Annotated in this window: 11 protein-coding genes; 3 read left to right on the top strand and 8 right to left on the bottom strand. The window is 69.4% G+C overall.

Annotated elements, in window-relative coordinates; genetic code table 11:
- Positions 1-35: 35 nt before the first annotated feature.
- Positions 36-1,130, top strand: coding sequence for an adenosine deaminase (locus ACWDTD_RS05630; RefSeq protein WP_449746236.1), 1,095 nt, complete (start codon positions 36-38; stop codon positions 1,128-1,130).
- A 74-nt stretch (positions 1,131-1,204) separates the two neighbouring features.
- Complete coding sequence (gene ctaD, locus ACWDTD_RS05625; protein ID WP_449746235.1) at positions 1,205-3,019, top strand: aa3-type cytochrome oxidase subunit I; 1,815 nt, start codon at positions 1,205-1,207, stop codon at positions 3,017-3,019.
- A gap of 119 nt (positions 3,020-3,138) precedes the next feature.
- Here ctaD and ACWDTD_RS05620 read toward each other — a convergent pair whose 3' ends face one another.
- The 3 genes from ACWDTD_RS05620 to ACWDTD_RS05610 all read right to left on the bottom strand — a co-directional run bounded on the left by ACWDTD_RS05620 (position 3,139) and on the right by ACWDTD_RS05610 (position 5,882).
- Positions 3,139-4,452 (bottom strand): primosomal protein, encoded by a 1,314-nt coding sequence (locus tag ACWDTD_RS05620; protein WP_449746087.1) that lies wholly within the window; start codon positions 4,450-4,452, stop codon positions 3,139-3,141.
- Between the two features lie 111 nt (positions 4,453-4,563).
- The gene (locus ACWDTD_RS05615; protein WP_449746234.1) at positions 4,564-5,523 is read right to left on the bottom strand and encodes a C40 family peptidase; all 960 of its coding nucleotides are present in this window, start codon (positions 5,521-5,523) and stop codon (positions 4,564-4,566) included.
- Positions 5,523-5,882 (bottom strand): type VII secretion target, encoded by a 360-nt coding sequence (locus ACWDTD_RS05610; RefSeq protein ID WP_449746086.1) that lies wholly within the window; start codon positions 5,880-5,882, stop codon positions 5,523-5,525. Before ACWDTD_RS05610 ends, ACWDTD_RS05615 begins: the two co-directional genes overlap by 1 nt.
- A gap of 104 nt (positions 5,883-5,986) precedes the next feature.
- Between ACWDTD_RS05610 and upp the strand changes: the two genes are divergently transcribed.
- Positions 5,987-6,610, top strand: coding sequence for a uracil phosphoribosyltransferase (gene upp / locus ACWDTD_RS05605; RefSeq protein WP_449746085.1), 624 nt, complete (start codon positions 5,987-5,989; stop codon positions 6,608-6,610).
- Here the strand turns inward: upp and ACWDTD_RS05600 are convergent.
- The 5 genes from ACWDTD_RS05600 to ACWDTD_RS05580 are packed head-to-tail and all read right to left on the bottom strand — an operon-like array spanning position 6,543 to position 11,912.
- Positions 6,543-7,823: a chloride channel protein gene (locus ACWDTD_RS05600; RefSeq protein WP_449746084.1), complete on the bottom strand. Its 1,281-nt coding sequence runs from the start codon at positions 7,821-7,823 to the stop codon at positions 6,543-6,545. The two genes, upp and ACWDTD_RS05600, sit on opposite strands and share 68 nt — an antisense overlap.
- Before the next feature lie 16 nt (positions 7,824-7,839).
- Positions 7,840-8,619 carry an ABC transporter ATP-binding protein gene (locus ACWDTD_RS05595; RefSeq protein ID WP_449746083.1) on the bottom strand — a complete coding sequence of 260 codons (780 nt, stop codon included), beginning with the start codon at positions 8,617-8,619 and terminating at the stop codon, positions 7,840-7,842.
- 3 nt (positions 8,620-8,622) lie between these two features.
- Entirely contained in the window at positions 8,623-9,294 is a 672-nt protein-coding gene (locus ACWDTD_RS05590; RefSeq protein ID WP_449746082.1) for a hypothetical protein, read from the bottom strand.
- Positions 9,291-11,090 carry a phospho-sugar mutase gene (locus ACWDTD_RS05585; RefSeq protein ID WP_449746081.1) on the bottom strand — a complete coding sequence of 600 codons (1,800 nt, stop codon included), beginning with the start codon at positions 11,088-11,090 and terminating at the stop codon, positions 9,291-9,293. The genes ACWDTD_RS05590 and ACWDTD_RS05585 overlap by 4 nt, the downstream gene beginning before the upstream one ends.
- Before the next feature lie 18 nt (positions 11,091-11,108).
- Complete coding sequence (locus ACWDTD_RS05580; RefSeq protein WP_449746080.1) at positions 11,109-11,912, bottom strand: purine-nucleoside phosphorylase; 804 nt, start codon at positions 11,910-11,912, stop codon at positions 11,109-11,111.
- Between the last annotated feature and the right edge of the window lie 32 nt (positions 11,913-11,944).

The following is an 11,944-nucleotide window of genomic DNA, read 5'->3' as shown; positions in this document are numbered from 1 at the left end:
AGGTGACCGTCCACGCCGATCCGCGCCCCCTCGACATGCCCACCATCGCGCTGGCCCCCAAGGTGCTGCTCCACGATCACCTCGACGGGGGATTACGTCCGTCGACCGTGCTGGAACTCGCCCACGAGACCGGCTACGAGGGACTGCCCGCCGACGACGCCGACGCGTTGGCCCGCTGGTTCCGCGACGCCGCCGACAGCGGATCGCTGGAGCGCTATCTGGAGACCTTCGCGCACACCGTCGCGGTGATGCAGACGGTGCCCGCCCTCGAACGGGTGGCCCGCGAATGCGTTGAGGATCTCGCCGCCGACGGTGTGGTGTACGCCGAGGTGCGCTATGCCCCCGAGCAGCACCTCGAACACGGGCTGACCCTCGACGAGGTGGTGGAGGCGGTGCTGCGCGGATTCGCCGAGGGCGAGTCGGTGGCCGCGGCAGGCGGACGGTCGATCACCGTGCGGTGCCTGGTGACCGCGATGCGCCACGCCGCCCGGTCGCGTGAGATCGCCGAACTCGCCGTGCGATACCGCCATCGCGGGGTGGTGGGATTCGACATCGCCGGCGCCGAGGCGGGTCACCCACCCACCCGGCATCTCGACGCGTTCGAATACATGCGGGCACACAGCGCGCCGTTCACCATCCACGCCGGTGAGGCATTCGGTCTGCCGTCGATCCACGAGGCGATCGGGTTCTGCGGTACCGACCGGCTCGGCCACGGCGTGCGGGTGATCGACGACATCGAACTCCCGGCGGGGGTGGACCCCGCCGCGCACTCGTTCGACGGTGCGCGCCTCGGTGAGATCGCCAACGCGGTGCGCGACAAGCGGATTCCGTTGGAGCTGTGTCCCAGCTCGAACGTGCAGACCGGCGCGGTCCCGTCGATCGCCGAGCATCCGTTCAACGTGCTCGCACGACTGCGCTTCCGGGTGACGGTGAACACCGACAACCGGCTGATGAGCGACACCACGATGAGCAAGGAGTTCTACCGCCTCGCACAGCAGTTCGGCTACGGCTGGACCGACCTGGAACGCTTCACGGTCAACGCCATGAAGTCGGCCTTCATCCACTTCGACGAGCGCCTGGCCTTCATCGACGACGTCATCAAGCCGGGATTCGCGGTCCTCATCGGCTGAATGGGGTATTTGGTCCCATATCGGGAGGGACCTTGTCCACACGCTCGACCCCCCGCGCACTGGAAGTCTGGACGATGCCCACCTGTGTGGGGTACTTGTCAGCGCCTGAGGGGAGCCCGTTCGTGGCCATTGACCAGCCCATCGCCCGCCCCGCGAGTTCGGTTGGGGTAGCAGACGTTCCCGCGGCGACGCGCCCGTATCCGCCGACCTGGGGGATGAAGGGCACCCTGATCTACAAGATCATGATGACGACGGATCACAAGTTCATCGGGATCATGTACATCGTCACGTCGTTCGTGTTCTTCGTGATCGGCGGCCTGATGGCGCTGCTGATGCGCGCCGAACTCGCGCACCCGGGAATGCAGTTCCTCTCCACCGAACAGTTCAACCAGCTCTTCACCATCCACGGCAGCATCATGCTGCTGCTGTTCGCGATGCCGTTGTCGTTCGGGATGGCCAACTTCCTGCTGCCACTGCAGATCGGTGCCCCCGACGTCGCGTTCCCGCGCCTCAATGCCTTCGGCTACTGGCTCTACCTGTTCGGCGGGCTCACCGTTGCCGCGGGCTTCCTGACCCCCGGCGGCGCCGCGGACTTCGGCTGGACCGCCTACACCCCGCTGACCGACGCCGTGCATTCGCCGGGTGTCGGCGGGGACCTGTGGTTCATGGGTGTCGTCGTCGGTGGTCTCGGCAGCATCCTGGCCTCGGTCAACTTCATCACCACGGTGATCTGCCTGCGTGCCCCCGGCATGACGATGTTCCGGATGCCGATCTTCACGTGGAACATGCTGGTGACCAGCCTGCTGGTGCTGTTGATCTTCCCGCTGCTCGCGGCCGCGGCCCTCGGCGTCGAGGTGGACCGGCAGTTCGGTGCGCATCTGTTCGATCCCGCCAACGGCGGCGTGATCATGTGGCAGCACCTGTTCTGGTTCTTCGGTCACCCCGAGGTGTACGTCCTGGCGCTGCCGTTCTTCGGCATCATCACCGAGATCATCCCGGTGTTCAGCCGCAAACCGCTCTTCGGGTATTCCGGCATGGTGTACGCGACGCTGGGGATCGCGGCGCTCTCGATCGCCGTCTGGGCGCACCACATGTATGTCACCGGCGCAGTGCTGCTGCCCTTCTTCGCCTTCATGACCTTCCTGATCGCGGTGCCCACCGGCGTGAAGTTCTTCAACTGGATAGGCACGATGTGGAAGGGGCACATGACGTTCGAGACGCCGATGCTCTTCGCTGTCGGCTTCATCGTCACGTTCCTGCTCGGTGGCCTGACCGGTGTGCTGCTGGCCAGTCCGCCGCTGGACTTCCACATCTCCGACACCTATTTCGTGGTGGCCCACTTCCACTACACGCTGTTCGGCGTGGTGGTGTTCGCCGCGTTCGGCGGCATCTACTTCTGGTTCCCCAAGATGACCGGACGCATGATGGACGAGCGGCTGGGCAAGTGGCACTTCTGGACCACGTTCATCGGCTTTCAGGTGACCTTCCTGGTGCAGCACTGGCTGGGCAATGAGGGCATGCCGCGTCGTTACGCCGATTACCTGCCGTCGGACGGATTCACCACCCTCAACGAGATCTCCACGGCCGGGTCGTTCATCCTCGGACTCTCGTCGATCTTCTTCTTCTGGAACGTGTTCAAGAGCTATCGGTACGGCGAGGTGGTGACCGTGGACGACCCGTGGGGCTTCGGCAACTCGCTGGAGTGGGCCACCAGTTGCCCGCCGCCGCGGCACAACTTCACCGAGTTGCCGCGCATCCGGTCCGAGCGGCCGGCGTTCGAGCTGCACTACCCGCATCTGGTGCAACGCTTGCACGACGAGAAGTACATGGGCCGCGGACACAGTGCTGCCGACGCCGAGGCCGTAGGGGCGTCGAACGCCGCGCCCTGACCGCAGGGTAGCGACAAGAAATCGGGCCGAGGATCTTCCTCGGCCCGATTTCTTTGTGGCTCTAGGGCTTTCGAGCTCTCACGCTCTCGAGGTTACGGTCTCTCGAGCGTCAAGGTCTCTCAGCGCTTGATGACCAGCCGGTCTTCGAACTCGTGCTCGAGGGCACGCCATGCCTCGGCCTCGTTGTCGAACGGCGGGCTCGGGGCCAGCCGTTTGGGGTCGGGATTGACCGCGTAGTCGACGAACCAGCCCAGCGGCGTGGTGGTGCCTAGCGCTTCGTTGACCGAGTCGTCGTCGGCGTAATCGGCTGCGTCGGTGAACAATTCGACAGCCAGATCGAGCTGGTTGCGATCGATGCGGCGCGGGCCGTCGACGATGTCCTCGGTGAGACCCGGAAGCACGTACACGTTGTCGTCGATCACGTCGAACTCCAGCGACCCGTCGGTGGCGGCGGTGCGCACCTCGTCGAACGTCGATACGTCGGTGAGGTCGTGATCGTTGTTCTCGGCGAGGAACTTCGACAGCGTCCGCGGTGAGGCGAAGACGAAGATCTTGCCGCGCGAACCGAGGAAGACCGGGTCGTCGCCGAGATAGCAACGCAGCGAGAGGTATTCGCCGGTGCCGGTCACGATGCGGATCGGGTCGATGCCGACCACCGCCCAGAAGTCGTCGTCATCGACGTCGTCCTGATCGTCCTCGGCGTCGTCGTCCTCGTCCTCGTCCTCGTCGAGTTCGTCCTCGGCGTCGTTGTCCGAATCGTCTTCTGCGTCTTCGGCGGTGGCGCCGACGAGATCGATGTCGTCGTCCTCGGGCTCGTCCTCGTCCTCCGCCGACGCCGCTGCCTCGAGTTCGGCCTCGGCCGCGGCCACCGCGTCGGCATCCACGTCGGGGGTGGAGATGACGCCGTCGATCGCGTCGAGCACGTCGTCCCAGTGTTTGGCGATCAGCCGGCCGATACGGACCCAGAGGTCCACGCCGTCACGGCCGTCGAAGTTGCGCGTTCCGGTGGTGACGGCACCGAGGATGGGATTGCCGTTGAAGAACTTGGTGATGGTGATGAGTTCGCAGACCTCGCCGAGGATGCGCACGATCTCCAGCGCGTCCTCGAGTTCGGCGATGACCTCGGGACTGGGGTCCTCGGCGGCGAGTTCCGGAACGCCCACAAGATCGTAGGTGTGCCGGTCATCGGGGACGAGTTCGTCGGCCTGCAGCCGCGCGACGGTCGACCAGGCCGGATGCTCGGCGAGGTCGTTCTCGTCGTCGTTGCGGATGAACGCCACCAGCTCGGCGACGCCGGGAAAGACGTAGAGGTCCTCGTCGAGACCGAGGAACGCCTCCCACTCGTCGTCGCCTTCCCGCCAGCGGGGCGCCCAGAGGGTGAAGCTGTTTCCGTCGGTGAGTCCGAGCTCGATGGGGACGATGTCTCCGGCCATGAGCACACAGCCTAGTCGCCGAAACTGTGAGCACGATGGGCGACCCCGCCACCTTCGAGTGAACGATTTGTGCCACAGCGCGAACGCGTGCCGACGGTGTGGGTGGGCTGCTCACCGAGGCCGGTAGAAGCCCTCGAATGTCTGGTCCAGATTGGTGGTTCGCACCGGCGACACCTGCACCGGGTCGCCGGCTTCGACCATCTGTCCGTTGCCGATGTACATGGCCACGTGACCCGACCAGACGGCCAGATCGCCGGGCTGCAGATCGGCCTGGGAGACCGCGGTGCCCGCGGTGTCCTGGTCTTGGGCGAGCCGTGGGATGTCCAGGCCCGCCTGACGGTAGGCCCATTGCGTCAACCCGCTGCAGTCGAAGCCGGCGGGGCTGGTTCCGCCCCATACGTAGGGCACCCCGCGCTGGCTCAGCGCTGCCCGCACGGCCGTGGCCGCGCGCTCGTTGGGGGCGTGCACCACCGAGCCGTCCGGGAGCGTGATGGCCACGCCGGGACCGCCCGCGAGGTCGGTGCCGGCCGCCGGGGTGGGGGTCGAGGGGCCGGAAGCCTCGGCCGGCGCCTGATGACGCGCGAGTTCGGTCATCGCGCGGGTGTCGTCGGCGAGATCGGCCCGGGCGCGGGCCACCACGGCCAGGCCGCGCTGCACGTGGTCGGCGGCCACGGGAACGATGGCCGCGAGGCCCGCCGGGGTGAACAGTGCATCGCCGAGCGTGCGGGCGTAGCGCTCGAAGGAGTCGACGAGGCCGTCGAGTTGCTCGGCGGCGCTGCGCACGCGGGCGCACGCGGTGACCACGAGCCGCCCGATCTCCGCGGCATCGTCGTCGGCCAGGCGACCGGTCCGCCGTGTGGTCTCCGCGGCCGTCACCGCGCCATCGGAACCGGCACCGCGCCATCCGGCCAGCATGGTGTCGGTGGCGCGGGCGGTGCGGGCGCGGACGTCGTCGAGGTCTGTTGTCGCGGTGCGCATCCGGTCGGCGGGGTTACCGGCGGGCAGGATGCCGGTGCCCAATGCCGTGAGAAGCAGGCGCAGCGGCTCGATGAGGATGTCGATCGGGATCATCACAGCCGCAACCCCATCTCGGCGGAACGGTCGGTGGTGGCGTAGGCGGTGTCGGCGGCGCGGGTTGCCTCGGCCACCGCCCGATGCGCCGCGGCCACCTGTTCCAGCCATCGGCTGCGGCCCTCGAGCGCCATACCCAGTGCGGACAGGAATTCGGCACCGATCATGCCGAAGGTGGGGGTCAGCGACTCCAGACCGACCCGGGTGCTCGCGGCGTGCGCGCCGACGCGGGCCGCTGCGGCGCGGTGCGCGGTGGCGAATCCGTCCATGAATTCCGTCGTGGCGGTGAGCGTGGGATCGGTGGGCGCGGGGTCGGTGGGCCCGGGTTGGGCGGGTGCGGGGCCGGCGGGAACTGTCATGGAAGGTCTGACGCGATGAGTGCGTGCGTGGTTCCGTCCACGTCGGCGCCGCTGTGACGCCGACAGCCGGGCACACCGAGTGCCCGCACCCTAGTGTTGTCCGCATGCACGTACAGATCGTCGATCATCCGCTTGCCGCGGCACGCCTGACCACGATGCGCGACAAGACGACGGATAACGCGGGTTTCCGTGCCGCACTGTCGGATCTGACGCAGATGCTCGTCTACGAGGCTCTCGTCGGTGCCCCGGAGTCGAAGCTCGAGATCGAGACACCACTGCAGCGGTGCGTGGGGTCGAAGCTGGCGTGCCCGCCGCTGCTGGTGCCGGTGCTGCGCGCGGGTCTGGGCATGGTGGAGCAGGCGCACGCGATGGTCCCGGAGGCCCGCGTCGGGTTCGTGGGGATCGCCCGCGACGAGGAGACCGCGAAGCCGGTGCCCTACCTGGAGTCGCTGCCCGCCGACCTCACCGACATCCCCGTCTTCGTGCTGGATCCGATGCTCGCGACCGGCGGTTCGATGCTGCACACCATCGAGCTGCTGGTGGCCCGCAACGCCACCGACATCACTGCGGTGTGTGTCGTCGCCGCACCGGAAGGTGTTGCCGCTCTGGAGAAATCGGGCCATCCGGTGCGACTGGTGGTGGGCGCGGTGGACGACGGACTCAATGACGTCGCCTACATCGTGCCCGGACTCGGCGATGCGGGGGACCGTCAGTTCGGTCCGCGCTGACGGTGCGGGCGCGAATCCCGCGGTCGAGCCAGTACGAGCCGAGGGCGGCCACGAGCAGTATCGGCACCATCGGCAATGGGGGGTGCACGAGTTCGGCGGCGAAGGCGGTGGCGAAGAATGCCGTCCGCTGGGTCACTGCGAGGACCGCGCATGCGGCGATCAGTGCGAAGCCGGGCACGCTGGCGTGACCACCGAGGTGGCGTATCAGCAGCGCGACGAAAGCTCCGAGAGCGGCCCCGGTGGCGAATGCCGGGGTGAGTAGGCCGCCGGTCGCACCGGCCCGCAGGTACGCGGCGGTCAGGACGGGCTTGAGCACCACCGCCGCGGCCACCGCCGCCAGGGTGACCGTCGGCGAGAAGGTGGTGGCCACGATGCTTTTGCCGTTGCCGGGCAATTCCGGAAGGTAGAGGGCCGCCACCCCGGTGAGCAGGCCCGCCGCGCCGATCGCCACGATGATCCACGGCGAGCGATGACCCAGGGGATTCGTCCCGGAGGTGAGCGCCAGGAACCCGCGACCGAGGAGAACCGCCACCGGAATGACCGCGCAGGCAAAGATGATCGTTCCCCAACCGGTGTGGGTCACCGGCCAGGCGAAGGTCGGTGCGCCGTGCGTGATCGGCCACGTGGTGCCCACGGCGATGGCCGACACCGCCAGTGCGGTGAGCACCGCGGCCGGGCGCCACGATCGCAACAGCACCTCGACGGTGAACAAGGCACCGGCGATCGGCACGTTGTAGACCGCGGCGAGGCCGGCCCCCGCGGCCGCCGCCCACAGCAGGCGACGCGCGTCCGGCGTCATCGCGAACAAGCTGGTGACGCGCGTGGCGGCCACCGCCGCGAGCTGGCGTGGTGCGCCTTCGCGGCCGAGTGAGGCGCCGGTGCCCACCGCCAGGATCTGGATGAGCGCGTCAGCGGTCTGTCCGGGGACGTCGAGGCGATCTCCCTCGCGGACCTCGTCCTCGAGACGCAGCACGTGCCGGCGCCTGCGCAGCAGCCACCAGCATGCGCCCGCGAGAACTCCGCCGATGACGGGGCCGAACAGTCGTCGCTGCCATGGGGCGTCGGACACCCCGAGCAGCAGGCTGCCCGTCTGGTAACCGAAGGTGAGGTGCTGCAGCGCGTGGAGCGCGAACGTCGTCGCCAGCCCGATCAGTCCGGCCAGGACGCCGATCGCGACCACCGAGAATCCGAATGCGAGTCGCCGCGCCCACATCGGTGTCGTCCGGTCCTCAGGCGGCGGTCGCCGACCAGCGGCCGTGGTGGCGCCGGACCGCCACGGGATGGTCGAAGCAGGTGCTGATCGTCTCGGAGGTGAGGGCGTCGGCCACCGGGCCCTGGGCGACGATCTCACCGTCGCGCAGCAGCATGGCGTGCGTCGTGCTGGCGGGCAGGTCTTCGAGGTGGTGGGTCACCAGCACGCTGGCCAGGTCGGCGACCTCGGTGCGCAGCCGGTCGATCGCCGACAACAACTTCTCGCGGGCGGCCAGATCGAGGCCGGTCGCCGGTTCGTCGAGCAGCAGCAGGGCCGGGCGGGGCATCAGTGCGCGCGCGATCAGCGTGCGGCCGCGTTCACCCTGACTCATCACCGGCCACAACGAGTCGCGGCGTGCGGTCATGCCCAGCAGTTCCAGCAGATCGTCGGCCGCGCGGTGCTCGGTGTCGCTGTAGGTGCGTCGCCGGTCGAGTTCGGGGGTGTTCGTCAGACCGGTCAGCACCACGTCGTGGGCGCTGAGCGGGATGTCGATGCGCCAGCGTGGGTCGACGTGCCCGATGTGGGTGCGGAGTTCGCGCATGTCCACCCGGCCCAGACGCCGACCCAGCACGTCCACGGTGCCGCGGGTGGGGTGCGACCGTGCGCCCGCGATCGCCATCAACGTCGACTTGCCAGCGCCGTTGGGGCCCAGCAGCGCCCAATGTTCGCCCGCCGACACGCTGAGATCGATGTCGTGCAACAGCATGCGGCCGCTGCGGACAACATCGACCCCGGACAGGTTCAGTAGTCGTTGCATCGCTCAGGGACCCGACGTCCAGTAGGCGAGCATCGGTTCGGTGGCCACCGTCTCACCGTTCTGCACGATGGTCAGTTGCCCGGGCGCGATGATGTATTTGACGTCGTTGTTGAGTACCTCGTAGGTGTTGCCGACGCGGGTCGGATACTGCACCTCGATGGCGTTGCCGTCGGCGAGCCCCTTGTAGTACATGCGGCCCACCTGATCACCCACCTGGCAGATCACCACCCGCGAGCGAGCGGTCTGACCGATCACCACCGCGGGGTCGTCGGCCGCGTTGCATCGCGGTCCGTCGGTGAAACCCTGCCAATCGGCCCCGGCGACGCTTGGGGTGGCCCGCGGTGTGGTGGGTGGTGTGGTGGGCGGTGTGGCGGGTCCCGCGCCGCCGCCGGGTGCCGTGGTGACAGTGTTGGTGACCGTCGACGGGCTCGGGGTGGTGGCCGACGACGTCGCCGACGGTTGCGCGGTGGTGTCGGAGTCTCCCGGGAGCAGCAGCACCGCGGCGAGCACGCCGCCCACCACGATCAGCACACCGGCCGCGATCGCCACGATCACCGCCGGTGACGACCACGGCGAACGATCGTTGCCGGGCGGCCGGTCGCCCGGATAGCCACCGCCCGACGACGGGTAGCCCCCGCCCTGATAGGGGTTGGGGGGTCCCGGCGGGTAGCTCATGGGCGTTCTCCTTCGGTGGGCAGCTCGTCGGCGACGCGGTGCGCGAGGTCGTGCAGTCGATCGCGCGTGCGGTGCACCCGCGACAGGTCGTGTGTCGACGCTGGGTCTGTCGCGGCTGTGTCTGTCGCCGCTGTGTCTGTCGCCGCTGGGTATGTCGCCGCTGGGTATGTCGCTGCCGTGCCGGATTGCGTTGCCGATGGCGCGACTTCGGGCGCCGCTGTCATTTCGATGTAGTACTTGAGCTTCGGTTCGGTGCCCGACGGCCGCGCCATGACGCGCACGCCCACGCCGTCGGGCGCGGTCCCGTGCAGCGCCACCGCGTCGGTCCGTAGCCCGTCGTCGCGTTCGGCGTAATCCTCGGCGATCACCGGAATGCCGCCGAGGGTGGCCGGCGGATGCCGGCGCAGCCGGGTCATCACCGCGTCGATCTCACCCGGGTCGCGCACGCGCAGGGACCGCTGGCGGGTGACGTGCACACCGTGTGCGGCGAACAGCGTGTCGAGTTCGTCGGCCAGGGTGTGCCCGGCGACGGCGCATCGATGCGCGAGCATCGCGATCGCGACGGCCGCGCTGATGCCGTCCTTGTCGCGGACCGCGTCGGGGTCCACGCAGTGGCCGATGGCCTCCTCGTAGGCGTAGAGCAGTGGCTCGCCCGCCCGTACCAGCCACTTGAATCCGGTGAGGGTGGTGACGTGCCGGGCACCGTGGTGCCGCGCGATGTCGGCCAGCAGGGTGCCCGACACCAGCGTGCTCGCGACCACCGGTTCGCCGAGCCCGGTGGTCGCGAGCAGGAACGAACCCAGCAGGGCCCCGGTGTCGTCACCGCTGAGCATGCCCCATCGACCGTCGACGCGGATTCCCACCGCGCAGCGGTCGGCATCGGGATCCAGAGCGATCGCCAGATGGGCGTCGACCTCCTCGGCGAGCGCGAGCACACGGTCGGCGGCCCCGGGTTCCTCCGGATTCGGGAACGCCACGGTGGGGAAGTCGGGGTCGGGCTCGAACTGCTCGGGAACCACGTGCACATCGGCGAATCCGGCGTCGGCGAGCGCGCGGACCGCGAGCGGTCCGCCGACCCCGTGCATGGCGGTGAGCGCGATGCGCAGCGGGCTGTCGGATACGCGGGGGAACCGCACCGCGAGGCGATGGAGGTAGCGGTCGGCGACCGCGTGGGCCCGCGCGTCGGGGACCACGGGACGTCGCGGGATGGCTGCGGCGGGTCCGGCGTCGGCGATCAACGCCTCGATTTCGAGGTCGGCAGGGGGAACGAGTTGCGCGCCGCCGTCCAGGTACACCTTGTAGCCGTTGTCGGCGGGCGGGTTGTGCGACGCGGTGACCTGTACGCCCGCCACCGCGCGCAGGTCGCGGCAGGCGAAGGCCAGCAGCGGCGTCGGCAGCGGCTCGGGAAGGGCGACGACGTCGAAACCGGCCGCGGCGAGGACCTCGGCGGCGCTGCGGGCGAAGGCCTGCGATCCGTGCCGGGCGTCGCGGCCCACCACCACGGTGCCGCCCGCGCAGCCGTGCCCGGTGAGCCACGCGGCCAGGCCCGCGGTGGCGCGGGTCACCACCGCCACGTTCATGCCGTTGGGTCCGGCGCGCACCGGACCGCGCAGCCCGGCGGTGCCGAACCGCAACGTCCCGGCGAACCGGTCGGCGAGGTCGTCCGCGTCGCAGGCGGCGAGTTCGGCGCGTGTCGCGGGGTCGGGGTCGGCGGCGATCCACGCCGCCACCCGCGGATCGGCCGCGGTGATCTCGGTCGTGTTGGTGTTCTCGGTCGTCTTGGTGTTCTCGGGCATGACGGTGGCGGCCCGGATCTACAGTTCGCCGACGATGCGGGCCAGCAGGTCACCCATCCGGCGTGCCGATTCGCGGCCCACCTCGAGCACCTCGGCGTGACTGAGCGGTTCGCCGGTGATGCCGGCGGCAAGATTGGTGACCAGCGACACGCCGAGCACGTTCATACCCGCCGCCCGCGCCGCGATCGTCTCGTGCACCGTGGACATGCCGACGAGGTCGGCGCCGAGGGTCCGCAGCATGCGGATCTCGGCGGGCGTCTCGTAGTGCGGTCCCGGCAGTCCGGCGTAGACGCCCTCGGCCAGCGTGGGATCGACGGCGCGTGCGATCTCGCGCAGCCGCGGGGCATACGCGTCGACGAGATCCACGAACTGCGCGCCGGTCAGGGGCGAACGCGCGGTGAGATTCAGGTGATCGGAGATCAGCACGGGCTGGCCCACCGACATGTCGTCGCGCAGACCCCCGGCCGCGTTGGTGAGGACCACGGTGTGCACGCCCGCGGCGGCGGCGGTGCGGACGGGGTGGACCACCCGCGAAAGGTGGTGACCCTCATAGGCGTGGATGCGTCCGAGCAGGATCAGCACTCGCCGTCCGCCGATCTGCACCGACAGCACGGTGCCGCCGTGCCCGGCGGCCCTGGGGGCGGTGAAGCCGGGGATCTGGGACATCGGGATGGAGGCGACCGGTGTGCCGAAGGCGTCTGCGGCTGGCGCCCACCCGGAGCCGAGGATGACGGCCACATCGTGTGCTGCCGCGTCGGTCTCGGCGGCGATGGTCGCCGCAGCGGCGACGGCGGCCGCGTCGGCGTCGACGGTGGGATCCATGGGCACAAGCCTAAGGGCATCGCGCGTGGACC

This window comes from Gordonia sp. NPDC003425, from assembly GCF_053588635.1.
The sequence above is the reverse complement of the archived record's forward strand: the minus strand, read 5'-3'. Positions and strand labels throughout refer to the sequence as shown.